This is a genomic window from Streptomyces sindenensis (assembly GCF_014649035.1).
Taxonomy (GTDB): domain Bacteria; phylum Actinomycetota; class Actinomycetes; order Streptomycetales; family Streptomycetaceae; genus Streptomyces; species Streptomyces sindenensis.
Window position 1 is genome coordinate 32153 of sequence record NZ_BMSG01000042.1, and the last position, 21754, is coordinate 53906.

Annotated in this window: 26 protein-coding genes; 14 read left to right on the top strand and 12 right to left on the bottom strand. The window is 72.9% G+C overall.

The window, feature by feature from the left end; translation table 11 throughout:
* The first annotated feature begins 55 nt into the window (after positions 1 to 55).
* Positions 56 to 655, top strand: a complete 600-nt coding sequence (locus IE145_RS30225; protein WP_189528615.1) for a TetR/AcrR family transcriptional regulator — start codon at positions 56 to 58, stop codon at positions 653 to 655.
* 69 nt (positions 656 to 724) lie between these two features.
* Here the strand turns inward: IE145_RS30225 and IE145_RS30230 are convergent, their stop codons facing one another.
* A complete protein-coding gene (locus IE145_RS30230) occupies positions 725 to 1948 on the bottom strand; it encodes a flavin-containing monooxygenase (protein WP_189528616.1) in 1224 nt (407 codons plus the stop codon).
* Between the two features lie 227 nt (positions 1949 to 2175).
* On the opposite strand from IE145_RS30230, the gene IE145_RS33585 reads away from it, so the two are divergent.
* Genes IE145_RS33585 through IE145_RS30245 form a run of 3 tightly spaced genes read left to right on the top strand, consistent with a single transcriptional unit; the run spans position 2176 to position 3300 of the window.
* Entirely contained in the window at positions 2176 to 2379 is a 204-nt protein-coding gene (locus tag IE145_RS33585; RefSeq protein ID WP_229825958.1) for a hypothetical protein, read from the top strand.
* A gap of 37 nt (positions 2380 to 2416) precedes the next feature.
* Positions 2417 to 2869 (top strand): DoxX family protein, encoded by a 453-nt coding sequence (locus IE145_RS30240; RefSeq protein WP_189528617.1) that lies wholly within the window; start codon positions 2417 to 2419, stop codon positions 2867 to 2869.
* Positions 2866 to 3300, top strand: coding sequence for a Zn-ribbon domain-containing OB-fold protein (locus IE145_RS30245; RefSeq protein ID WP_189528618.1), 435 nt, complete (start codon positions 2866 to 2868; stop codon positions 3298 to 3300). The genes IE145_RS30240 and IE145_RS30245 overlap by 4 nt, the downstream gene beginning before the upstream one ends.
* 13 nt (positions 3301 to 3313) lie before the next feature.
* On the opposite strand, the gene IE145_RS30250 is transcribed toward IE145_RS30245, so the two are convergent.
* Positions 3314 to 3727 carry a hypothetical protein gene (locus IE145_RS30250; protein ID WP_189528619.1) on the bottom strand — a complete coding sequence of 138 codons (414 nt, stop codon included), beginning with the start codon at positions 3725 to 3727 and terminating at the stop codon, positions 3314 to 3316.
* Between the two features lie 75 nt (positions 3728 to 3802).
* On the opposite strand from IE145_RS30250, the gene IE145_RS30255 reads away from it, so the two are divergent.
* Together IE145_RS30255 and IE145_RS30260 are read left to right on the top strand one after the other, a co-directional pair.
* Positions 3803 to 4627, top strand: a complete 825-nt coding sequence (locus IE145_RS30255; RefSeq protein ID WP_229825959.1) for a helix-turn-helix domain-containing protein — start codon at positions 3803 to 3805, stop codon at positions 4625 to 4627.
* Complete coding sequence (locus IE145_RS30260; RefSeq protein ID WP_189528621.1) at positions 4624 to 4875, top strand: DUF397 domain-containing protein; 252 nt, start codon at positions 4624 to 4626, stop codon at positions 4873 to 4875. The genes IE145_RS30255 and IE145_RS30260 overlap by 4 nt, the downstream gene beginning before the upstream one ends.
* Here the strand turns inward: IE145_RS30260 and pspAB are convergent, their stop codons facing one another.
* The 3 genes from pspAB to IE145_RS30275 form a co-directional block, all read right to left on the bottom strand.
* Positions 4876 to 5460 (bottom strand): PspA-associated protein PspAB, encoded by a 585-nt coding sequence (pspAB, locus tag IE145_RS30265; RefSeq protein WP_189528622.1) that lies wholly within the window; start codon positions 5458 to 5460, stop codon positions 4876 to 4878.
* A gap of 38 nt (positions 5461 to 5498) precedes the next feature.
* Positions 5499 to 6407, bottom strand: coding sequence for a zinc metalloprotease HtpX (gene htpX, locus IE145_RS30270; protein ID WP_189528623.1), 909 nt, complete (start codon positions 6405 to 6407; stop codon positions 5499 to 5501).
* 102 nt (positions 6408 to 6509) lie between these two features.
* The gene (locus IE145_RS30275; protein WP_189528624.1) at positions 6510 to 7196 is read right to left on the bottom strand and encodes a pyridoxine/pyridoxamine 5'-phosphate oxidase; all 687 of its coding nucleotides are present in this window, start codon (positions 7194 to 7196) and stop codon (positions 6510 to 6512) included.
* A gap of 97 nt (positions 7197 to 7293) precedes the next feature.
* On the opposite strand from IE145_RS30275, the gene IE145_RS30280 reads away from it, so the two are divergent.
* The gene (locus IE145_RS30280; protein WP_175516139.1) at positions 7294 to 7572 is read left to right on the top strand and encodes a type II toxin-antitoxin system Phd/YefM family antitoxin; all 279 of its coding nucleotides are present in this window, start codon (positions 7294 to 7296) and stop codon (positions 7570 to 7572) included.
* On the top strand, positions 7565 to 7969 hold the full coding sequence (locus IE145_RS30285; RefSeq protein ID WP_189528625.1) for a PIN domain-containing protein: 405 nt from the start codon (positions 7565 to 7567) through the stop codon (positions 7967 to 7969). Before IE145_RS30280 ends, IE145_RS30285 begins: the two co-directional genes overlap by 8 nt.
* Before the next feature lie 174 nt (positions 7970 to 8143).
* Here IE145_RS30285 and IE145_RS30290 read toward each other — a convergent pair whose 3' ends face one another.
* Positions 8144 to 9316, bottom strand: coding sequence for a thiolase C-terminal domain-containing protein (locus IE145_RS30290; RefSeq protein ID WP_189528626.1), 1173 nt, complete (start codon positions 9314 to 9316; stop codon positions 8144 to 8146).
* 165 nt (positions 9317 to 9481) lie between these two features.
* Between IE145_RS30290 and IE145_RS30295 the strand changes: the two genes are divergently transcribed.
* Both IE145_RS30295 and IE145_RS30300 read left to right on the top strand, forming a co-directional pair.
* Complete coding sequence (locus tag IE145_RS30295; protein WP_189528627.1) at positions 9482 to 10702, top strand: acyl-CoA dehydrogenase family protein; 1221 nt, start codon at positions 9482 to 9484, stop codon at positions 10700 to 10702.
* Complete coding sequence (locus tag IE145_RS30300) at positions 10699 to 11184, top strand: nitroreductase/quinone reductase family protein (protein ID WP_189528628.1); 486 nt, start codon at positions 10699 to 10701, stop codon at positions 11182 to 11184. The genes IE145_RS30295 and IE145_RS30300 overlap by 4 nt, the downstream gene beginning before the upstream one ends.
* Before the next feature lie 167 nt (positions 11185 to 11351).
* Here IE145_RS30300 and IE145_RS30305 read toward each other — a convergent pair whose 3' ends face one another.
* Entirely contained in the window at positions 11352 to 11999 is a 648-nt protein-coding gene (locus tag IE145_RS30305; protein ID WP_189528629.1) for a TetR family transcriptional regulator, read from the bottom strand.
* Between the two features lie 355 nt (positions 12000 to 12354).
* Here IE145_RS30305 and IE145_RS30310 point away from each other — a divergent pair, with 355 nt between their 5' ends.
* Both IE145_RS30310 and afsK read left to right on the top strand, forming a co-directional pair.
* Positions 12355 to 13164, top strand: coding sequence for a VOC family protein (locus IE145_RS30310; protein ID WP_189528630.1), 810 nt, complete (start codon positions 12355 to 12357; stop codon positions 13162 to 13164).
* Positions 13165 to 13348: 184 nt separating this feature from the next.
* Positions 13349 to 15781, top strand: a complete 2433-nt coding sequence (gene afsK / locus IE145_RS30315; RefSeq protein WP_189528631.1) for a protein serine/threonine kinase AfsK — start codon at positions 13349 to 13351, stop codon at positions 15779 to 15781.
* A 21-nt stretch (positions 15782 to 15802) separates the two neighbouring features.
* Here the strand turns inward: afsK and IE145_RS30320 are convergent, their stop codons facing one another.
* Positions 15803 to 16486: a hypothetical protein gene (locus IE145_RS30320; RefSeq protein WP_189528632.1), complete on the bottom strand. Its 684-nt coding sequence runs from the start codon at positions 16484 to 16486 to the stop codon at positions 15803 to 15805.
* Positions 16487 to 16683: 197 nt separating this feature from the next.
* Between IE145_RS30320 and IE145_RS30325 the strand changes: the two genes are divergently transcribed.
* On the top strand, positions 16684 to 17214 hold the full coding sequence (locus tag IE145_RS30325; RefSeq protein ID WP_189528633.1) for a hypothetical protein: 531 nt from the start codon (positions 16684 to 16686) through the stop codon (positions 17212 to 17214).
* 17 nt (positions 17215 to 17231) lie between these two features.
* Here IE145_RS30325 and IE145_RS30330 read toward each other — a convergent pair whose 3' ends face one another.
* The 3 genes from IE145_RS30330 to IE145_RS30340 are packed head-to-tail and all read right to left on the bottom strand — an operon-like array spanning position 17232 to position 19631.
* On the bottom strand, positions 17232 to 18008 hold the full coding sequence (locus IE145_RS30330) for an enoyl-CoA hydratase/isomerase family protein (RefSeq protein WP_189528634.1): 777 nt from the start codon (positions 18006 to 18008) through the stop codon (positions 17232 to 17234).
* 3 nt (positions 18009 to 18011) lie between these two features.
* Positions 18012 to 18467, bottom strand: coding sequence for a Zn-ribbon domain-containing OB-fold protein (locus IE145_RS30335; RefSeq protein WP_189528640.1), 456 nt, complete (start codon positions 18465 to 18467; stop codon positions 18012 to 18014).
* Positions 18468 to 18482: 15 nt separating this feature from the next.
* Positions 18483 to 19631: a lipid-transfer protein gene (locus IE145_RS30340; RefSeq protein WP_189528635.1), complete on the bottom strand. Its 1149-nt coding sequence runs from the start codon at positions 19629 to 19631 to the stop codon at positions 18483 to 18485.
* Between the two features lie 99 nt (positions 19632 to 19730).
* On the opposite strand from IE145_RS30340, the gene IE145_RS30345 reads away from it, so the two are divergent.
* Positions 19731 to 21284 carry a FadD3 family acyl-CoA ligase gene (locus IE145_RS30345; RefSeq protein WP_189528641.1) on the top strand — a complete coding sequence of 518 codons (1554 nt, stop codon included), beginning with the start codon at positions 19731 to 19733 and terminating at the stop codon, positions 21282 to 21284.
* Between the two features lie 132 nt (positions 21285 to 21416).
* Here the strand turns inward: IE145_RS30345 and IE145_RS30350 are convergent, their stop codons facing one another.
* Positions 21417 to 21596, bottom strand: coding sequence for a hypothetical protein (locus IE145_RS30350; RefSeq protein ID WP_189528636.1), 180 nt, complete (start codon positions 21594 to 21596; stop codon positions 21417 to 21419).
* Between the last annotated feature and the right edge of the window lie 158 nt (positions 21597 to 21754).

The following is a 21754-nucleotide window of genomic DNA, read 5'->3' on the forward strand; positions in this document are numbered from 1 at the left end:
ACTTCTGTACGGTGCCGTACAGAAACGGTGCCATGCAGAAGACGGGAGGGATTGGGTGGCAACCGCCAGGACGCCCCGCGCGGCGTGGATCGACGCCGGACTGCGCGCGCTCGCGGCCGGGGGGCCGGACGCCGTGCGGATCGAGGTGCTGGCCAGGTCGCTCGGTGTGACCAAGGGCGGCTTCTACGGCTATTTCACCGACCGCCGCGCGCTGCTGGAGGAGATGCTCGACGCCTGGGAGCGCGATGTCACCGACGCCATCATCGAGAGCGTCCGTGCCGAGGGCGGCGACGCGCGGGCTCGGCTGCGCCATCTGTTCCGCATCGCGGGAAGCCCGGAAGGCGTGACCGCCGAGATGAGTACGGAGCTGGCGATCCGGGAGTGGTCGCGGCGCGATCCCGATGTCGCGCATCGCCTGCGGCGCGTCGACCGCCGCCGGATGGACTATCTGCGGGAGCTGTTCCGGGAGTTCTGCCGCGACGAGGACGAGGTGGAGATCCGCTGCACCATCGTGACGTCGGTGTGGATGGCGGCCCACTTCATCGCTTTCGACCACGGGGAGCGGACGCACGACGAAATCGAGGACTTGGTGTTGCGGCGCGTGCTCGACGAGCCACCGGGTGACGGCGACCCGGGCGGGGCGGCGCGGCCCTGAGGACCCGGCCTCGACGACCTCGAAGGTCTCGTTCAGCCCGCGCGCCGTGCGGTCAGCCCCGGCGCACCCTCAACGCGGCGCCCGCGCCACCCTCTTGGCGATCTTCTCCGCGTCCAGGGCCATCTCGCGCAGCATCCCGCTGATCGGATTGGTGAAGCCGGTGAAGTACAGCCCGGGGGCTCCCTTCGGTGACCGGCCGCCGTGGGTCACCGGGCGGCCCCGGCCGTCCAGGACGTCCAGGTGGCCGAGCAGCGGCTCCAGGGCGCGGTCGTAGCCGGTGGCGGCGATGACGGCGTCCGGGGTGAGCCGGGTGCCGTCGGCCAGGACCACCGTGTCCTTGTCGAAGGAGGCGACCGTCGCCACGGGGGTGACCCGGCCGGTCTTCACCGCGTCGATCAGGCCGACGTCCTGGACCGGGATCGCCCCCTCGCGGACCCGGGAGTAGAGGCCGGTGGCGGGACGCGGCAGGCCCCGGTCGGTCAGGTCGGGCACGGCGACCTTCGCCAGCAGAGCCCCCGCGCGGTCGACGAGCCGTACCGGCAGGCGGCGGACCAGGATGCCCGTGGCCTGGGCCGGCCAGCCGGCGGTGGAGCGGCGGACGATGTGCGGGGCCGTCCGGATCGCGATGCGCACGGCGGACGCCCCGCCCTCCGCCAGGTCCGCGGCGATCTCCGCGCCCGTGTTGCCGATGCCGACGACCAGGACGTCCTTCTCCGCGTACGGGGCCGGGTTCCGGTACGCCGCCGCGTGCAGCAGCTCGCCCGTGAACGTGTCGCGGCCTGGCCAGTCCGGTATGCGCGGGGTGTGGTTGAAGCCGGTCGCGACGACGACCGCGCGGCCCCGCAGGACCCGCCCGCCCGTTGCGGTGAGCTGCCAGTCGCCGGAGCCGTCGGGGGCCGGGTCGACCCGGGTCACCTCGACGCCCGTCACCACTTCCAGCGCGTGGTGCTCGGTGTACTTCTCCAGGTACCGCACCACGTCGTCCCGGCCCACCCAGCGCCCGAACTTCCGCGGCATCTTCAGCCCCGGCAGCGCCGACCAGCGGCGGGTGGTGTGCAGGTGCAGCCGGTCGTAGTGGCCGCGCCAGGACGCCCCGACCCGGTCCGACTTCTCCACGACCACCGCCCGCACCCCCCGGGCGCGCAGCGCGGCCGCGGTGGCGAGGCCGCCGGGGCCGCCGCCGATGACGTAGACGGGCCGGTCCTCCGTACGGTCGGTGAGGGCGACGGCGTCCGTACGGCCGGCCAGGGCGGCGGCGTCGTGACTGGATGCGGAGGACGTGCTGTTGGGCATGGTTCGGAGCGTAATCGCCCGCTCTGTTGATGGGTCTCGGTCAAGAGGGAAATCGATTGCGAATTGATCACGACCGGTGCGATGGGGCGACCGTGCACACCCGGGCGCCCCCGTCGGTCGGGCAAGGCCCATGCGTACGGGTCCCCGCGGATGTGGTCCGCCGGTACGGCGGCGGGCCGCGAACTCCCGGTGCTGTGGAAGGTGCCGCCCTTCCCGCTGGTGGGGCCGTGCCTGCCCTCGCCGTGGCCCTCGCCCTCGACGCGTTCGCCCGCGGCGGCGAGGCCGGGCGGGCGCTGGGTGCCGCCCCCGGGCGCGTACGCCTGCTCGGCACGGTGCTGCTCAGCGGCACGGTGCTGCCCAGCGGCGCGGCCGACGACGCTGAGGCCGTGCGGACTGTGCGGCCCCTTGCGCGGGCGCCCTCCGTCCGGTGAACTGACGTACCGTCAGAAAACTGTGAGGGGAGGGCCGATGCAGACGATCTGGCTCGGCGGCGCGGAGTGGCTGGCCGTCCTGCGCATAGGCCTCGGCCTGTGGTGGCTGGAGAGCTGGCGCCACAAGGACCGCAAGGGCTGGTTCGAACGCGGTACGGGGATCGCGTGGGCGGCGGACATCGCGGGCAAGCACCGCTGGGGCATGGTCCGCACGGGCTTCCGGTGGGTGGTCGAACCCCGCCCGAAGCTGATCGCGTACGTCATCGTCTACGCCGAACTGGCCCTGGGCCTGGGCCTGGTGACCGGCTTCCTCACCCCGGTCGCCCTCGTCGCGGGCCTTCTCCTCAACCTCCTCTACCTGACCCTGATGATCCACGACTGGGCCGAACAGGGGCAGAACGCGATGATGGCGCTGATCTCGCTCGTGGCGCTGCTGGCGATGGCGTGGCAGACCTGGTCGCTGGACGCGGCGCTGGGGCTGTTCCTGTGAGCGCCGACCGCGCCTCCACGGGCCCGCGCTTCGACCTCCCGGAGCCGGACGCCTTCACCCGCCCGTACTGGGACGCGGCGGCGGAGGGCCGGCTGCTGATCCGCCGCTGCGCCGGGTGCGGCCGGGCACACCACTATCCGCGCGAGTTCTGCCCGTACTGCTGGAGCGAGGACGTCCGCTGGGAGCCCGCGAGTGGGGAGGCGACCCTGTACACGTGGTCCGTCGTCCACCGCAACGACCTGCCGCCCTTCGGCTCCCGCGTTCCGTACGTCGCGGCCGTCGTCGACCTCGCCGAGGGGCCCCGGATGATGACGGAGATCGTGGAGTGCGCGCACGAGGCGCTGCGCGTCGGGATGGGCCTGACCGTCACCTTCCGGGAGGCGGGGGAGGGCGGCGGGGAGGCCGTGGCGGTGTTCCGGCCCGCAGACTGAGGGCCCCCGGGGGTCACTCCTCGGCCGCCTCCGGAGCCAACTGGGCCATCACCAGCCCGTGCAGCAGCTCCGGATCCACGAACTCGTCCTCCTCCGGCGGCCCGCACCGCCAGCTCAGCGGATACGTGTTGCCGTCCGCCGCCGGAATGCCCACCCACGCGTCACGCGTGGCCGGCCCGAAGCACTTCGCGCCCGGCGGCCAGTCGTGCCCTTCGCTCGCCCCCGGCGGAATCAGGAAGTACGTCCACCGCGCCCCCGACATCTCCCGCACCACCGGCCCCGGCTCGCCCTCGGTGAGGGTCGCCAGATGCTGGAGGACGGCCTCGCCCCGGACGCCCCGGAGCCGGATGGCGTCGAAGTGGATGCCGGTGAGGTGGAGTTGGTGACCGGAGTCGGGTACCCAATCGGGGTGCTTCTTGCTCGTCATGGCTACGAGCATTCCCCCGGCTGCGTAGCGTGACCAGCAGGACACGGTCCACATCGAGGCGATGTGGGGAGGGTGGTGACGGCTGTGGGGACGAGTGGTGAGCTGACGCACGGACGGCGGCTCGTGGGGGAGCTGATCCGTATCCACCGGGTGCGGGCGGGACATACCCAGAAGGCGGCGGCGGACCTGCTGCTGATCTCGGAATCCCTGATGGGAGCGGTCGAGCGGGCGGAACGCATCCCTTCACGGGACCTGCTGATGGACGCCGAACGGGCGTTCGCGGCGGACGGGGCGCTGGAGGCGTGCTGCGATCTGGTGGACGAGGAGAAGTACCCCGCGAAGATTCTGGACTGGGTTCGCCTGGAACGGCTCGCGCGTGTCATCAGCGCGTACGAAACGATGGTGATTCCGGGGCTGCTCCAGACCGAGGCGTACGCGCGGGCGTTGTACGAGGCGCGAGTACCGGCGTACACGGAGCAGGAAATCGTCCGGCACGTCGAAGCCCGGATGGAACGAAGTGCGGTGCTGACGCGGAAGGCGCCGCCACGGGTGGGGTACGTCATCGAGGAAGCGATCCTGGAACGCCCTATCGGTGGCGAGGCGGTGCTCAAGGAGCAGCTTCGGCACCTCCTGGAGTGCATGCGCACGATGAACCACCTGACACTTCAGGTCATGCCGACCCGCCGTCACACGCACGCCGGTCTCAACGGCCCGATGAAGCTGATGGCCACGGAGGACGGCCGTCCCCTCGTGTACCAGGAAGGGCAGGGGGGCGCTACGTTGATCTCCAAGCCCGAGCGGGTCAGCGACCTCTTCGACCTCTTCGGCACCCTGCGTGCGCAGGCGCTCAACCCTTGGGAGTCTGCCGAGTTCATCGAGAAGAAGGTGGCAGAACTGTGAAGACCGGGCCCGAACTGTTCTGGTTCAAGTCCAGTTACAGCAACAACGAGGGCGGCGAGTGCATCGAAGTCGCCTACGACTGGCGGAAGTCCAGTTACAGCAACAACGAGGGCGGGGCCTGCGTCGAGGTCGCCACCTGCCCCCACACCGTCCACGTCCGCGACTCCAAGGTCACCGACGGCCCCACCTTCGCCGTCGCCCCGGCCGCCTGGACCACGTTCCTGGACCACGCGGTCGCCAACGGCTGATCACAGCCCCGGCGCGCCCCACACCGGGAACCACCGGGACAGGTCCTTCTCCACCCGGAGGTCGTCGCCGAGGGCGCCCCGGACCTGGAGTTCCAGCTGGTTGTCCCGCTTCTCGGCGTCGCCGGGGAGTGGGGCGAACGGGTAGAACGTGCCCCGTTTGTAGAGGTAGACCAGCGCCAGCGACCGGCCCTCCGTGTTCCGGAAGCCGATCAGCGAGCACAGCAGGTGCGGGCCGAAGCCGCCGTCCTGGAGCATCGTGTTGACCGCGTGCAGGTCGTTGACCAGGCCCGCCGTGTCGTCGGCCGGGTGAGTGGCCAGCAGCCAGGTGTAGCCGTACGCGTCCCGGCTGAACTCCACCGGGATACCGCCGCGTTCCGTGTCCGCGTCCAGCAGTTCCCGTACGTCCTCCTGGAGGCGCGCGAAGCCGCCGCCCTCCACTCCTGCGAAGCAGACCGAACCCCGGCCGGTCGGGGTGAAGCCGGTGGCGGCCTGGAGGGTGAGGGCGGCGGAGGGGACGGCGAAGAGCTGGTCGAGGTCGGGGCGGACCGGTTTGCTCCGGCCGAGGATCGCGTCGAGCAGGCCCACGGGCGTGACTCCTTCGGTCGGTCGGGGTGGTCGGACGGTCAGCGGGACAGGTCCGTGGAGATGCGGGACAGCTGGTCCAGGCGCTGTTCCAGCGTCGGGTGCGAGGAGAACAGCCGGCCCAGGGACTCCTTCGCGGAGAACGCGGGCATGAAGTAGAACGCGTTGTACGGCTCCGCCTTCCGCAGGTCCTCCGTCGGGATGCGGGCCATCTGCCCGCTGACCTTCGTCAGGGCGGAGGCGAGCGCGGAGGGGCGTCCGGTGAGCAGGGCTGCGGCCCGGTCGGCGGACAGTTCGCGGTAGCGGGAGAGCAGCCGGGTCAGCAGGAAGCTGATCGCGTACACGACGGCGCTGATCAGCGGGATCAGGAGCAGCAGGATGCCCGCCGGGTCGTTGCCGGGGCGGCTGCGCGCGAAGCCGCCCCACAGGGCGATCCGGGTGATGATCCCGGCCAGCACACCCAGGAACGAGGCGATGGTCATGACGGCCACGTCCCGGTGTGCCACGTGCGACATCTCGTGGGCGAGGACCCCTTCCAGCTCCTCCGGCTCCAGCCGGCGCAGCAGGCCCGTCGTCGCGCAGACCAGGGCCGTCTTCTCGCTGCGTCCGGTCGCGAACGCGTTCGGTACGTCGCTCTCGGCGATCGCCACCTTCGGCTTCTGCATGTCCGCCAGCGCGCAGATACGGTCGATGGCGCCGTGCAGCTCGGGGGCCTGTTCGGGGGTGACCTCCCGGGCGCCCATGCCGTACGCGGCGATGCGGTCGCTGAACCAGAACTGGGCGATGAACATGCCGCCCGTGATGATCAGGATGATCGGCCAGGAGCCCCGCAGGGCCGCGAGGAGCACGCCCACGAAGACGACGTACAGCAGACCGATCAGGAACATGGTGGTGACCATGCGGCCGGTCAGGCCCCGGTCGGGGGCGTAACGGGAGCGGGCTCGCGGCATCGGTGCCTCCCAACAGCTCAGCTGTCTCCCATAGTGCCCCTTTACGGTGAGAACCGGATAAACGTGCTGTGTGCAGCTTCCTGCGCGGCTTCCTGTACCGGGTCAGGGCCAGAGCAGCTCCCGCGTCCAGTCGCCGTTCCCCTCGCCCACGTCGCGGCGGTAGCGCAGCCGGATGTGGCGGCGCCGGGCGTCGCCCTGGAAGAACTCGACCTCGGTCGGCTCGACGACGTACCGGGTCCAGGTCGGGGCCTCCGCGTCCGGTTCCGCCACCGCCCGGTCCCAGGCCGCGTCCGCCGTCCGGTGCAGCTCCGCCACCGAGCCGACGACCGCGCTCTGGGCTCCGGTCAGCGCGGCGGCGAGCGCCCCGGTGGACCGGGCGTGCAGGTCGGCGTGGCTCTCGGCCGGGGTGCAGCGGACGACGGGGCCCCGGACCCGTACCTGCCGGCCCTGTGCGGGCCAGTAGAAGCCGAGTGCGGCGTGCGGGCGGGCGGCGAGCTGGCGGCCCTTCGCACTGGTGGCGTGGGTGGCGAAGTGCCAGCCCCGCTCGTCGGCGTCGTGCAGGAGCAGCGTGCGTACGTCGGGGAGCCCCTCGGCGTCGGCCGTGGCCAGCGCCATCGCGTGCGGCTCGGGCTGTCCCGCCGCCACGGCCTCGGCGAACCAGGCGTGGAAGAGCGCGAGGGGCGCGGGCGGGGCCGCTTCCGGATCGAAGGCGGGCAGGTCGGTGTCCCAGACGCGCTGGGCGTGCAGCAGGTCGCGGAAGGAGCGCTGGGAGGTGGCGTCGTCGGTCATGGGGTCATTGGACCGCACGGGGGCGTCGGGTCGTGCAGCCCGGCCGGTGCGGGCCCATGGTGTAGCCCCATGAGACACAGCGCGCTACGGTGGAGCCATGAAGACCATTACGCAGCGGGAGTTCCGGAACAACTCCGCCGAGGTCATGGACGCGGTGGAGGGCGGCGAGACCTTCCACATCACCCGGAACGGCATAGAGGTCGCGGAGCTGCGTCCGATCAGTCGCAAGCGGCAGCTCAGTGCCGAGGAGCTCGTGGCCCGGCACCGGCGGCTGCCCCGGGTCGACGGCGACCTGCTGCGCCGTGAGGCGGACGAGTTCTTCGGCACGGAGGACCGGGTCGGCGACGACGACGTGTGGGAGCGCAACGGTGGCTGAGCGGTACCGCACGGGGGTGCTCGACACCTGTACGTACATCGACCTCGACCTGCTGGAGCCGGAGCGGCTGCCCGCGCTGCCCGCCCTCACCGCCGTATCGCTGGCCGAACTCCAGCAAGGTGTGGCGATGGCGAAGGACCCGCTGGTGCGGGCCGCCCGGACGGAGAAGCTGGGCGCGGCCGCGGCGGACTTCGAGCCGCTGCCCTTCGACGGGGACGCCGCCGCGCGGTACGGGACTCTCGTCGCCCTCGTCCTCGCGGCCCGGCGTGATCCCCGGCCGCGCCGCATGGACCTGATGATCGCGTCCATCGCGTCTGTCCGGGGCCTGCCGCTCTTCACGCGCAACGCCGACGACTTCAAGGGGCTGGAGAGCGTGGTCACCGTCGTCGGGGTCTGAGGGCGGGTCCGTCCCCCAGGGGCCCGCTCCCAGGGACCCCCAGGGACCCACTCTCAGGGACCCCAGGGGCCCGCTCCCAGGGACCCCCAGGGTCCGACTCCCAGGGACCCCAGGGATCCACTCCCAGGGGGCCACCCCAAGGGGGCCCGCCCCCTTAGGCCCGGCACCGTCCGCTCACCCCCGCCCCAGCACCACCGTCCCCGACGAGCAGAACCAGCCGCCCGTCCCCGACGCCACCGCCAGCTCCGGCAGTCCGCCCCCGGCCCTCACCACCTGCCGGGGTCCCGCCTCGCCGCGCAGCTGCCGTACCGCCTCCACCAGCAGGAAGAGTCCGCGCATCCCGGGGTGGCAGGCGGACAGGCCGCCGCCGTCCGTGTTCACCGGGAGCTCGCCGCGCAGCCCGGTGCGGCCCTCCTCGACAAACGCGCCGCCCTCGCCCTTCGCGCAGAAACCCAGGTCCTCCAGCGTCACCAGCGTCATGTAGGTGAACGCGTCGTAGATCTCGGCCAGGTCGATGTCGGCCGGCCGCACCCCGGCCCGCTCGAAGGCCAGGCGGCCGGAGACGGCGGCGGGGGAGACCGTGAAGTCCTCCCACGCGGACATCGACGCGTGCGAGGTGTGCTCCCCGGTGCCGAGGATCCACACCGGTGCCTTTGCCGTGTCCGGTACGTACTCCTCGGCGGCCAGCAGCACCGCGCAGCCCCCGTCGCTGCGGATACAGCAGTGCAGCTTGGTGAACGGGTCCGCGATCATGGGCCCCGACAGCACCTCGTCCACCGTGATCGGGTCCCGGAACATCGCCTCCGGGTTCGCCGCCGCGTTCGCCCGGGCCGTCACCGCCACCTCGGCGAGCTGCTCCAGCGTCGTGCCGTACGCGTGCATGTGGCGGCGGGCGGCCATCGCGTACTTGGCGATCAGGCTGTGCCCGTACGGCACCTCGAACTGCGCCGGCCCCCGCGCCCCGAACGACAGGTTCGACGTGCGGCGGCCCGCCTTGATGTCGGCCCGGGCCGTCGACCCGTAGACCAGCAGCACCGCCCTCGCCCGGCCCGCCGCGATCGCGTCCGCCGCGTGGGCGGCCATCACCTCCCAGGTGGCGCCGCCCACCGACGTCGAGTCGACCCAGGTCGGCCGCAGCCCCAGGTACTCGGCGACCTCGACCGGGGCCAGGGTCCCGAGCCCCGCCGAGGCGAAGCCGTCGACGGCCGAGCGATCGAGGCCGGAGTCGGCGAGGGCGCGGCGGGCGGCCTGGGCGTGCAGGGCGTACGGGGTGGCGTCGTCGACCCGCCCGCAGTCCGCGAGGGCGACACCGACGACAGCGACCCTGCGGGGGCGGGAAGCAGACATGAATCTGACGGTACATCAGATATGCGGTGCCGCAACCGCGCGTGCGCGACGCCTTCCGCACCCCGCGCCCCTGCGCGACTCTGGGAATTCCCGGCACCTGTCCTTAATATGACGACCCGTCAGGTCCGGGGTCGTCGGGGTGCCCCGGGTGGAAGGAGCCCGCCGATGGACGCCGCCCTCACCGCGGAAGCGCACGAGATCCGCCGTACCCTGCGCGACCTGCTCGCCCGGCATGCCGGACCCGGTGCCATCCCCGCCGCCGTGGGCACCGCCGAGGGCTACGACCCGGCCCTGTGGCATCGGCTCGCCGGGGATCTCGGGCTGCCGGGCCTCGCGCTCGCGGAGGAGTACGGCGGGGCCGGCTGCACGGTCGCCGAGCTGGCCCTCGCCTGCGAGGAGACCGGGCGGGTGCTGCTGCCCTCACCGCTGCTCGCCACCGCCGTCCTCGCCGCACCCCTGATCGCCGCCCTCGGCACCCCGGACCAGCGGGCCGCCCTCCTGCCCCGGATCGCCGACGGGACCCTGACCGCCGCCCTCGCCCTTCCCGGCGGCTCGCTCGCCACCGCCCTCGGCCTCACCGGCGACAACCGCGACGGAGCCTGGGCGGGAGGCGGCCGGGCCGGCGGCATCCAGGCCCGGGGGGAGGGCGGCGGTGCCCGGCGGCTGTACGGCGAGGCCGACCGGGTCCTGGACGGACACAGTGCCGGGCTGCTCCTGGTCGCCGCCCGCACCGGGGGATACCCGCGCGGCCGGACGCAGCTGTTCCTGGTGCCCGGCGATGCGCCCGGGCTGACCCGCACCCGGCTCACCGCCCTCGACGAGACCCGCCCCCTGGCCCGCGTCGAACTGCGCGACACCCCCGCCGAGCCGCTCGGCGCGGAGGACACCGCCGAGCGGCTCGGCGGGGCGCCCGCCGCCCTCGCCGCCGCCGGGCGCACGGCCGCCGCGATCCTCGCCGCCGAAGCGGTCGGGACGGCGGCGAGCGCCCTGGAGCGGACCGTGGAGTACGTGAAGGCGCGCGAACAGTTCGGCAGGCCCGTCGGCTCCTTCCAGGCCGTCAAGCACCGCCTCGCCGACCTGTACGTACGGGTCGAGGCGGCCCGCTCCGCCGCGTACCACGCCGCCCGCGACCCCGAGTCGGGGCCGCTCGCGCTCGCCCAGGCCCTGGAGTCGGCCAGGATCACCACCGGTGAGGCCGTCCAGCTGCACGGCGGCATCGGCTTCACCTGGGAGCACGAGGCGCACCGCTACCTCAAACGGGCGGCGGGCGACGACCTGCTCTTCGGCCCGGTCCACCGTCTGCGTGACCACGCGGCGGAACGGGCGGGACTCTTCGGGCCCGGACAGACACCGCTCGCCGCAGCGCGCGGGGCGGGCCTCCGGTGACCGGCGCCCGGGGTGTGCGCCTGGTCCAGCGGGTCTCCTCGACCCGGGCCTTCGCGCTGATCGCCCCGCATGTGGTCCCCGTGCTGGACCGGGCAGTGCACCGGCTCACCCGGGGCAGGGTGCTGCCCAGCGCCCGGATGCTGCCGGGGCTCGTCCTCACGGTGCCGGGGGCGCGCACGGGCCGGCCGAGGACCACCCCGCTGGCCTGTATGCCCGAGGGGGAGGTGGAGGGCGCCTGGATCCTGGTCGGCAGCAACTTCGGCCGTACGGGTCACCCGGCCTGGACCGCGAACCTGCTGGCCCGCCCGGACGCGGCCGTCGTCAACTGGCGCGGCCGGGACATCCGCGTACGCGCGACCCTGCTGGAGGGCGAGGAGCGGGCCCGGGTGTGGGAGGCCGCCCTCGCGTTCTGGCCGCCGTACGCGGCGTACCAGCGGCGGGTGGAACGGCAGATCCGGCTGTTCCGGCTGGAGCGGCGGTAGCGGAGGGGCGGCGGTGGCCGCAGGAGTGGCGGTGGCGGAGGGGCGGCGGTGGCCGCAGGCGTGGCGACCGGGGTGATGGCCGGGAATGTCCGGGGACGCCGACGGCGGACCACCCGCAGGGGTGCGTGGGGGTGGTCCGCCGTCGGTGAGACAGGACGGGGCGGGGCCTACTTCGTCGGCTTCTTGCCGGTGATGCCGAGGTGGACCAACAGGGCCAGATTGGGCCGGAGTTCGGCCTGCTTCACGCCCCAGGTGGTGAACCCCTTCTGGTGCGAGGCGACCGCGGCCAGCATCGCCACCAGGGAGCCCGCCATCGCCGCCGGGCTGACGTCCTTGTCGACCCTGCCCTTGCTCTGGAGCTCCTTCATCGAATCCGTGAGGGAGTTGGTGACCGAGTTCAGGATCTTCATGCGGATCTTGTAGAACCGTTTGTCCCCCTCGGCCGCGCCGAGGTCGATCACGCGGAGGATCGCGTCGTTGTGTCGCCAGAAGTCGAGGAATCCTTCGACGAGCTGCTCGGAGGTGGTCCAGCCGGCCTTGCCGACCCAGGAGCGTCCGGCGACCAGTTCGGTCAGTCCGGCACCCTCCTTGGCGACTTCCTCGGCGATTTCGAGGACGGCGCCCTCCACGTCGGGGAAGTACTGGTAGAAAGTCGCGGGTGAAGTCCCGGCCTTCCGGGCGACGTCGATGACTTTGACGTCCCGGTACGGCGAGGAGCTGAGCATCTCGCTGAGGCAGTCGAGCAGCTTCTGCCGCGTCGCCTGACCGCGTCGACCGGCCACGCGGCCGTCGACGGTGCGTACTTGTCCTGTCATGCCGTCAGCTTACCGAGGGGTGCTGGGAGCGCGATTCGGCCGACTGCAAATGGGGAACGGCGCAGGACCGGCGGGGTGCGCGGGGGCGGGGGGCGGCGGTTTTCGGCCGCGGTCCGCGCAGGCGGCGGAGCTGGGGGTGTTACGTACGGTAAATGTTATCAACAGCCTGTGGATAACATCGGTGGACAACTTTCGTCCACATGCTGGGCGCCTGCTTCGCCGATCGGTCGCATGTTCCCCATGGGTGCATCCGCCGGCACTCACGGTGCGTTCGCCGCGCCTCGGGGCGCGCGAGACCGGGGGCGACGTTACGTTGACTGTGACGGGCGTCACTGCTACGGAAGGACCCGGTCCCATGGCCGTATTCGCGCATTCCGCGCCGTGCTGGGCGGACGTGCAGCTCTCCGACCTCGAAGCGGGCAAGCGCTTCTACGGCGGGCTCTTCGGCTGGACCTTCCGGGCGGGCGACGGCATGCCCTTCGCGGACGCGCTCAGCGGTGGCCGTCTGGTCGCCGCGCTCGCCGCGAAGAAGGACGGCCGGATGCCCACGGCGTGGGGCGTCTACTTCTCCACCGAGGACATCCGGGCCACCGTCGCCTCGATCCGCGAGCACGGCGGCCAGATCATCACCGATCCCGTACGGGCGGGGCGCGCCGGGATCGTGGCGGAGGCGGCCGACCCCGGGGGCGCGGTCTTCGGGCTCTGGCAGCCGGAGGGACGCGCGGGCTTCGAGAAGCAGAACGACCCCGGTTCCTTCTGCTGGACCGAGGTCTACACCCGGCAGCCGGACCGCGTGGACCCCTTCTACGAGAAGGTCTTCGGCTTCCGCGGCACCGACCTGGACGAGGCGGGCCACGACGTCTCCGGCGACTCCGAGGCGCTGGTCGACTTCCGGATGTGGTCCCCCGAGGGCGTCGAACCGGGCCCGGACACCGCCGTCGGCGGCCGCAGCGTCATCACGGACGCCTTCCCGGCCGAGATGCCGAGCTACTTCCTCATCTACTTCGCCGTCGCCGACTGCGACGCCGCCGCCGAACTCGCCGTACAGCTCGGCGGCCGGGTCGCGCAGCCGCCGTTCGACATCCCCTACGGCAGGATGGCCGTGCTCCACGACGACCAGGGGGCCGCCTTCGCCGTACTGCAACCCGGCGAACTGCTTCCGTGACGGGTACGGGTGAACCCGGTGTGGACGGATACGGGATGAAGTGACATGGGACACCCCGATCCGCCCCCGGGTTCGCAACCGGGGCCCGGGCCAGGAAGAATCGGGGTGCGCGCAGGGCGGGATTCGATCGGGCGGTAATTCGCGGACTTCGTCGCCGAGGTCCGTACGGGGAGGTGGCAGGCAAGTGGTGGAGCAGCTGACGCAGCACGACCCGAGACGGATCGGCCCGTTCGAGGTGCTGGGACGGCTCGGGGCCGGCGGCATGGGGCTGGTCTATCTCGCCCGCTCGGCGTCCGGCCGGCGGGTGGCGATCAAGACGGTGCGGACCGAGCTCGCCGAGGACCAGCTCTTCCGGGTGCGCTTCACGCGCGAGGTCGAGGCCGCCCGCGCCGTCAGCGGGTTCTACACCGCCGCCGTGGTCGACGCCGACCCGCGCGCCGCCGTGCCCTGGCTCGCCACCGCCTACGTGCCCGCGCCGTCGCTCGAAGAGATAGTGAACGAGTGCGGGCCCATGCCGACGCAGGCCGTGCGCTGGCTGGCCGCCGGTATCGCCGAGGCCCTCCAGTCCATCCACGGCGCGGGCCTCGTCCACCGCGACCTGAAGCCGTCCAACGTCCTCGTCGTCGAGGACGGCCCCCGGGTGATCGACTTCGGCATCGCGTCCGGCGTCTCCAACACCCGCCTGACCATGACGAACGTCGCCGTCGGCACGCCCGCGTACATGTCGCCCGAGCAGGCCCGGGACTCCCGCAGCGTCACCGGGGCCAGCGACATCTTCTCGCTCGGCTCCACCCTCGTCTTCGCCGCCACCGGGCACGCCCCCTTCCACGGGGCCAACCCGGTCGAGACGGTGTTCATGCTGCTGCGCGAGGGCCCCGACCTGGAAGGGCTGCCCGACGACCTGCGGCCGCTGATCGAGTCCTGCATGCAGATGGACGCCACCCACCGGCCCAGCCCCGCCGACCTCCAGGCCCAGCTCGCCCCGCACCTCTTCGCCTCCGGCGGCGACGACAGCGGTACGGCGTCGGCCTGGCTGCCCTCCCGGGCCACCGCGATGATCGAGGCGCGCCGGGGCGGCGGACGGACCGCCCTGCCCGCGGCCCCCGTGTCGCCCCCGCCGCCCCCGCGGCAGCCCCCCAGGGCCCCGGAGCGGGACACCGCCTGGCGCAGCGGGGCCGATCTGCGCTCGCCCTCCCCGCTGGCCTCGCCCTCGCCGATGTCCGGCGGGCCCGCCCAGGCCCCCGCCCCGGCGGGACCGTCCGCGGCGCCCGACAGCGGGCCCGTCCAGCTGCCCGGCGCGAAGGTGCCCATCGGGCCCGGCCCGCGAGCGGGAGACGGGCGCGGGGCGGCCGCCGCGCACCCGGCCCCCGCGACCGGCTGGGTCCGCCCGCCCGCCGGGGTCAACGGCTCGTCCGCCGCGGCCGCCGCGCCCACGGCCCCCGTTACGGCCCCCGGCCCCGCCCCGGAGGCCCCCGCCCCCGACCGCTGGCGGCCCTGGCGCTTCCGCATGTCCAACGACGTGTGGGGCACGCCCGTCGTCTCCGGCGATCTGCTGTACGTGACGTCCTTCGAGGTCCACGCGCTGGACGTGGGCAACGGCCGACGCCAGTTCAAGACGCGGGACGTGGCCTGGGCGATGGCCGTCGAGGGCGGCAGGATCCACGCGTCGGACGGCCCCTCGCTGTACGCGCTGGACGCCACGACCGGCGCCGAGCAGTGGCGTCTGTCGACCGACGCCTGGGTGTACGCCCTCAAGGCCGACCGGGGCACGGTCCTGACCGCGACCCGGGGCGGCGGCGTACAGGGCTGGGAGGCGTCCAGCGGCGAGAAGCTGTGGGAGGTCACCGGCGCGCAGACCGACTTCGAGACGGCGGAGGCCGGGCCGGTCATCCACGACGGCACGGTGTACGTCTGGCAGGACGCCCGGCTGCGCGCCCTGGACGCCCGTACGGGCCTGGAGCGCTGGTCGTACCCGATCGGCGACGCGGCCTCCTGCGGCGGCGTCCCGGTCCGGGTCACCCCGGCCACCGACGGCTACGTCTACATCGCGGCGGGCACCCGCGTGCTGGCGGTGGAGACCGGCTCCGGCCGGGTGCGCTGGCACTTCGAGGCCCCGGCGGTCTTCCTCTCCCCGCCCGCGTTCGCGCCGGGCCCGGCGGTGACCGGCGGCGGGGTGTACCTCGCGGACTACCTCGGCACGGTGTACGCGCTGGACGCGACGACGGGCAAGGACCGGTGGCGGATCGCCACGGAGGCCCGCTCCTCCATCGAACCGGTGCTGGTCGCGGTGGGCAACGTGCACGTCGGCAGCGGCAGCGCGCTGTACACCCTGGACGCGGTCACCGGCACCCCCAAGTGGCGCTTCGCGGCGGGCGGCGACGTGGTGGGCGCGCCGGTGGTGGCGGACGGCCGGGTCCACTTCGGCTCGGCGGACCATGTGCTGTACACCCTGGACGCGGCGGGCGGCCAGCTCCGCTGGAAGCTGGCGACGGGCGGCGAGATCACGGGCTCGCCGGTGGCGCGGGCGGGCGTGGTGTACGCGTGCAGCAAGGACCGGTGCGTGTACGCGCTGGACGCGCTGAAGGGGACGGGCACGGGGAACCGGGCACGGACCTGAGCCGATGGCTCGGGGCGGGCGTCAGCCCCGCGGGGGAGGCGGCGGCCGGTGGGGCGGATGCACCGGGTCCCGGGGGTCGTCCTCCGGGTGCGGCGCCCGCGGATACGACCGCGTACGGGGATCACGGGGATCGGGCCCCGTGTACGGGTCCGCCTCCGGCTCCGGCCACGGTGACGTCTGCACGGACATCCCCGGCTCCTGCGTCGGCGGCCAGGTGTCCACCTGATCCGCGGCCGGCACGGCGAACGGCTCCACCGGCTCCCGCTTCCGCTCCGGCCCCCGCTCCCGCCGGCTCCGCCGGCCGCTCATCAGCAGCGCCCCGATCAGCATCAGCACCCCGCCCGCCAGCGCGTTCACCACCCCCACCTGCAACCCCGCCCCGTCCCCGCCCACCACCAGCGACCCCGCGGCCTGGCCCTGGCGGACCATCCACAGGATCGTGAAGCCCAGCGCCACCAGGCCCGCGAGGGCGACCACGAGGCGCGAGCGGAGCACCACACCCACGATCACCAGCAGCGCCGCCCCCAGGAACGGCAGCAGGATCGAGACCAGCATCCCCGACTCCGTGGCGGTGATCCCCCCGAAGAGGTCCGCCACCCGGTAGTCGTGCCCGACCCGGCCGGCGTACCAGTCGCGGAACGGGCTCAGCACGGCGGAGGCGGCCCCGGCCAGGGCGACGACGGAGCCGAGGACGTTGCGGATCATCGGCAGCCTCCAGAGGCGTACGCGGACGGCCCCCGTCCCCGACGCTACGCCCGGACGATCACCCCCGCCACGCAGACCATGACCGGACCGTGACAGGGTCATGACCTGAACAGGGGGTCCCGCGCGGCATGCTGAAGGTCGCAACGCACGCCACCGGCTCCACACACGGCAACGAAACGAAAAGGGGGGCTGCATCCATGATGCGGCAACAGACGAAGCTCGCGGCGGTCCTGGTCGTCGTGGTGCTCGCGCTCACCGGATTCTCGACCTCCAGCAGCGGCGGCAAGAGCGGCAAGAGCAAGGGCGGCAGTTCGAGCGGTGGCGGCTGCTCCAGCTCGAAGAAGAGCAACAACGGCTACCGCGACACCGACTACGACGACGACTACGACGACTCCTCGTCCTCCGGCTCGTCCGGCTCCTACTCCACCCCGACGCCCACCGCGTCCGACGGCGCCCCCGCCGTCCGGGTCATCCGCTGCGCCACGCCGCGCAAGGGAAAGCGCAAGGCGGTCACCTCCTCGCTGATCGAGGTGGAGGCGAACGGCCGGTACACCCAGGAGTACGAGATCGACGTGCGGTTCGTCGACGCCTTCGGCAAGACCGTGGACACGGCCGAGGCCACCACGACCCTCGACAGCGGCGAGTTCCGGACGCTCACCGTACGCATGGAGAGCCCCGGCAAGGTCTCCCGGGTCAAGCGCTGCGAAGTGACCGCCAAGGTGGTCTGACCGCGCGGCGCACCCGCTCACCGCACCCGGGGCTCCCCGCTCGCACCCCGCGCCCCGAACAGCTCCGCCTGCCGGTCCGGGGGCAGGTTGCCCAGGGCGATCAGCGCCGGGGCGTGGGCCATCGCCTGGGTCCTGGCCGCCTCCTTCGCGGACCACACCGCCCGGACCGTGCCCTGCACCGCGTCCGTCGGGTGGCCCGCGATCACGGCCGCCGACCGCAGCGCCGCCGCCACCGCGCCGCCCGGCTCCGTCACCTCGCTGACCAGCCCGACCGCGTACGCCCGCTCGGCGCTCAGCCGTTCCGCCGTGCCCATCAGGGACATCCGGGCGACTTCCCCGTACGGCATCCGCTGGGCCATCGCGATCGCCTCGTACGCCGAGACCATCCCGTACGTCGTGTGCGGGTCGAAGAACGTCGCCTCCCGGGACGCGACGACGAACTCCGCCTCGCCCAGCAGGTAGAACGCACCGCCGCAGGCCATCCCCTCCACCGCCGCGATCACCGGCTTCCACAGGTCGTTCGCCTTGGGCCCGATGCGCAGGAGCGGATCGTCGACGGCGTACGGGGAGGGGGGCTGCGGGACCGTGGCCGCCCGGTCGATCCCGGTACAGAAGGCGCGCGTACCGGCCCCGGTGAGGACAGCGGCCCGGACGTTCTCGTCGTACCGCAACTCCTGCCACAGTGCGGCGAGTTCCGCGGCGGTCTCCAGGTCGATCGCGTTGAGCCTCGCCGGCCGGTCGAGGGTGACGAGCGCGACCCCGGCGGCAGCCTCCCGCTCGATGCGCAGGGCCACCGCTCACCGCTCCAGGAGCCAGCGCACGAGCGTGACCGAGCCGCCCGGACCGGCCGGGCAGAACGCGGCCCGCACCGGGGCCCCGATCCGCAGCCGCGCCGGGTCGACGGAGTTCAGCGGTGCGTCGGGGGAGGCGACGACGTTCCCGGCCAGCCGGATCCGCGGGGCGTCCACCAGCTCCACCAACACCGCGTTGTACGGGGCCTGTTCCGCGTAGGCGGGAAGGAGCGGCGGGTGCGGGACGACGTACGACCAGAGCCGCCCGCGCCCGCTCGTCAGCAGCCACTCGCTCGCGAACGACCCGCAGTGCGGACAGCAGGGCCGGGGCGGGAAGCGGAGTTCGCCGCAGGCGGGGGAGGCGCAGGCCTGGACGCGGAGTTCGCCCCGGGCGGCGTAGGCCCAGAAGGGGGCGCCGTCCTCGTCGACGACGGGCGGCAGCAGGGAATCGGAGTCGGACATACTCATGGGTTCTCCTCAACTCCTCAGCAGGACAGCGGATGTCGGCACGCCCTCACCGGCGGTGACCAGGCAGGTGGCGGCGTCCGGCACCTGGGCGGTGGAGGTTCCGCGCAGTTGCTTGACGCCCTCGGTGATGAGGTTGAAGCCGTGGACGTACGCCTCGCTCAGCCCGCCCCCGCCGGTGTTGACCGGCAGCCGTCCGCCGCTCTCCAGCGCCCCGCCCTCGGTGAACGCCCCGCCCTCGCCGCGCGCGCAGAAGCCGTAGCCCTCCAGGGAGAGGGGGACGAGCGGGGTGAACGCGTCGTAGATCTGGGCCACATGGACGTCCTGCGGCCCGAAGTCGGCCTGTTTCCAGAGCTGTCGAGCTGCCGTCCAGGCGGGCCCGGTGAGCGGGTCGTCGTTCCAGTAGTTGACCATCCCGTGGTGCTGGGCGGGCAGCCCCTGGGCGACGGAGTGGAGGTAGACGGGCTTGTGCCGGCAGTCGCGGGCGCGCTCGGCGGAGACGATGACGCAGGCCAGCGCCCCGTCCGTCTCCAGGCAGTTGTCGAAGAGGCAGAGGGGTTCGCTGATCCAGCGGGAGGTCATGTACATCTCGCGGGTCAGCGGCCGGTCGTACATGATCGCGTCCGGGTTCTGGTTGGCCCGGTTGCGGCAGGCGAGGGCGACGTTGAAGAGGTGGTCGCGGGTGGCGCCGTACTCGTGCATGTAGCGCCGGGCGAGCATGCCGATCTCGTCGGCGGGACGCAGCAGCCCGTAGGGCCGGGTCCACTGTGCGGGGGTGGGGAGCTGTACGGCGGTGTTCTTCCACGGCCGGGGGCCCGACCCGCGCTTCCGTGACCGCCAGGCGACCCCCACGCTCGCCTGTCCGGTGGCGACGGCGGCGGCGAGATGGCCGAGGGTGGCGCAGGAACCCCCGCCTCCGTACCCCACCTTGCTGAAGAAGGTGACGTCCCCGGCCCCGATCGCCTTGGCGACCTCGACCTCGTCGGTCTCCTCCATGGTGTACGAGGCGAAGCCGTCGACCTCCGAGGGGGTGATGCCCGCGTCGTCGAGGGCGGCGAGGATCGCCCGGCAGGCGAGGGTCTTCTCGGACTCCGGCAGCCGTTTCGCGAACGCCGTCTGCCCTATCCCGACTATCGCCGTCGCGTCCTTGAGCGTCGCCATCCGCTGACCTCCCGCACCGTCGCCCCTGCTGACAGCGGCAGAGGCTACCGCTAATCTGACGGATAGTCAGCTAGTGCGGCGGCGGAAGGCGGGCGCGTGATGCGGGGCGACGAGGAGTGGGGCAGCATCCCGGGGCTGGTGCGGGCGGCGGCGACCCGGTACGGCCCCACCGAGGCGGTGGCCGACGGCCGCACGAGGCTCACGTACGCCGAGCTCGGCGCGCGGGTGGAGCGGGCAGCGGCGGCGTGCATGGCGGCCGGGGTGGAGCCCGGCGACCGGGTGGCGATCTGGGCCCCGAACACGACGGAGTGGATCGTCTCGGCGCTGGGGGCGGTGAGCGCGGGCGCGGTGCTGGTCCCCCTCAACACCCGCTTCAAGGGCGCGGAGGCGGCGCACATCCTGCGGCGCAGCCGGGCGAGGCTGCTGTTCGTGACGGGAACGTTCCTGGGCACGTCGTACGTGGCGTCGCTGCGCCGGGCGGAGGTGAGACTGCCGGACCTGGAACGCGTGGTGGTGCTGGCGGACACGGCTCCCGAGGACTACACGAGCTGGCCGGAGTTCCTGGCGGCGGGGGAGGGGGTGGAGCCCGCGGCGGTACGGGACCGGGCGGCCGGGATCGCTCCTTCATCGCCCTCCGACATCATCTACACGTCGGGCACGACGGGCGCGCCCAAGGGGGCGGTGATCACGCATGCGCAGACGCTGCGCGCGTACGGGATCTGGAGCGAGCTGGCGGGCCTGTGCGAGGGCGACCGCTATCTCATCGTGAACCCGTTCTTCCACACCTTCGGCTACAAGGCGGGGATCATCGCCTGCCTGATGCGGGGGGCCACGATGGTGCCGCAGCCGGTGTTCAACGTGGACACGGTGCTGGCGAACATCGCGGCGGAGCGGATCTCGGTCCTCCCCGGCCCGCCGACCCTCCACCAGTCCCTCCTGGACCACCCGTCCCGCGACGCACACGACCTGTCGGCCCTGCGCCTGGTGGTGACGGGTGCGGCGGTGGTCCCCCTCCAGCTGGTGGAGCGCCTGCGCAACGAGCTGGGCATCGCCACGGTCCTCACGGCGTACGGCCTCTCCGAGGCGAGCGGCATCGTCACGATGTGCCGCCGGGACGACGCGCCGGAGACCGTGGCGACGACCTCGGGCCGTGCGATCCCCGGCACGGAGATCCGCGTCCTGGCGGAACCGGGCGCTCCGGGCGAGATCCAGGTCCGCGGCTTCCACGTGATGACCGGCTACTTCGAGGACCCGGACACGACGGCCGCCACGATGACCGAGGACGGCTGGCTCCGCACCGGCGACGTGGGCGTCCTGGACGCGGCGGGCAACCTGAGGATCACGGACCGGATCAAGGACATGTTCATCGTGGGCGGCTTCAACGCGTACCCGGCCGAGATAGAGCAGCTCCTCGGCCTCCACCCGGACGTGGCCGACGTCGCGGTCATCGGCGTCCCGGACCCGCGCCTCGGCGAGGTCGGCAAGGCGTACGCGGTCCGCCGCCGGGGCGCGACGCTCACCGCGGACGACCTGATCGCCTGGTCCCGCCGCGAGATGGCGAACTTCAAGGTCCCGAGGACGGTGGAGTTCGTCGCGGAACTCCCGCGCAACGCGAGCGGCAAGGTGGTGAAGGGGGAGCTGCGGGGGCTGTAGGCCCCGCCCCCGGACACGCGGGAGGGGCCCGAGCGTTTCCCCCGTCTCGGGCCCCTCACACATTCCCCCGTACCGCGACCGCGGCGGCTCCCCCTCGGCGCTGCCGTGATCGCTTCCCCCTCGGGCCCCCGCTCAGCGCGGGTCCGGCCCCGTCATGTGGCTGTCTGCGGCCTGGACCGTGGGCTCGCCCGTCATGTGGCTGTCCAAGGGCTGGACCGTGGGCTCGCCCGTCATGTGACTGTCCTGGGGCTTGACGTCGCCTGCGGTTCCGGGCTGAACCTGCGGCGGCTTGATCTTCTTCGCTTCGCTCATGGGTGAACTCCGTTACTCGGTGCGTGGATGGTTGGCGAAGCTCGTCCGGCTGCTCCCCCGTGGGCTGCCGGACGAGCTATTCAGAGCCGTTCACCTTAGACGTCGTTTCTTATGGCTATCAGAGCGGCATGAGAGCCTCCTGGCATGAGCTACGACCT

Bases quoted from the DNA above. Each gene is read 5' to 3' on its own strand.
- IE145_RS30335 (WP_189528640.1), bottom strand. From the start codon at position 18,467: ATGTCCGACTCCGATTCCCTGCTGCCGCCCGTCGTCGACGAGGACGGC.
- IE145_RS30275 (WP_189528624.1), bottom strand. From the start codon at position 7,196: ATGACCGACGACGCCACCTCCCAGCGCTCCTTCCGCGACCTGCTGCAC.
- IE145_RS30240 (WP_189528617.1), top strand. From the start codon at position 2,417: ATGCAGACGATCTGGCTCGGCGGCGCGGAGTGGCTGGCCGTCCTGCGC.
- htpX (WP_189528623.1), bottom strand. From the start codon at position 6,407: ATGCCGCGAGCCCGCTCCCGTTACGCCCCCGACCGGGGCCTGACCGGC.
- IE145_RS30305 (WP_189528629.1), bottom strand. From the start codon at position 11,999: ATGACAGGACAAGTACGCACCGTCGACGGCCGCGTGGCCGGTCGACGC.
- IE145_RS30345 (WP_189528641.1), top strand. From the start codon at position 19,731: ATGCGGGGCGACGAGGAGTGGGGCAGCATCCCGGGGCTGGTGCGGGCG.
- IE145_RS30350 (WP_189528636.1), bottom strand. From the start codon at position 21,596: ATGAGCGAAGCGAAGAAGATCAAGCCGCCGCAGGTTCAGCCCGGAACC.
- IE145_RS30310 (WP_189528630.1), top strand. From the start codon at position 12,355: ATGGCCGTATTCGCGCATTCCGCGCCGTGCTGGGCGGACGTGCAGCTC.
- IE145_RS30325 (WP_189528633.1), top strand. From the start codon at position 16,684: ATGATGCGGCAACAGACGAAGCTCGCGGCGGTCCTGGTCGTCGTGGTG.
- IE145_RS30340 (WP_189528635.1), bottom strand. From the start codon at position 19,631: ATGGCGACGCTCAAGGACGCGACGGCGATAGTCGGGATAGGGCAGACG.
- IE145_RS30295 (WP_189528627.1), top strand. From the start codon at position 9,482: ATGGACGCCGCCCTCACCGCGGAAGCGCACGAGATCCGCCGTACCCTG.
- IE145_RS30290 (WP_189528626.1), bottom strand. From the start codon at position 9,316: ATGTCTGCTTCCCGCCCCCGCAGGGTCGCTGTCGTCGGTGTCGCCCTC.
- IE145_RS30250 (WP_189528619.1), bottom strand. From the start codon at position 3,727: ATGACGAGCAAGAAGCACCCCGATTGGGTACCCGACTCCGGTCACCAA.
- IE145_RS30320 (WP_189528632.1), bottom strand. From the start codon at position 16,486: ATGATCCGCAACGTCCTCGGCTCCGTCGTCGCCCTGGCCGGGGCCGCC.
- IE145_RS30230 (WP_189528616.1), bottom strand. From the start codon at position 1,948: ATGCCCAACAGCACGTCCTCCGCATCCAGTCACGACGCCGCCGCCCTG.
- IE145_RS30280 (WP_175516139.1), top strand. From the start codon at position 7,294: ATGAAGACCATTACGCAGCGGGAGTTCCGGAACAACTCCGCCGAGGTC.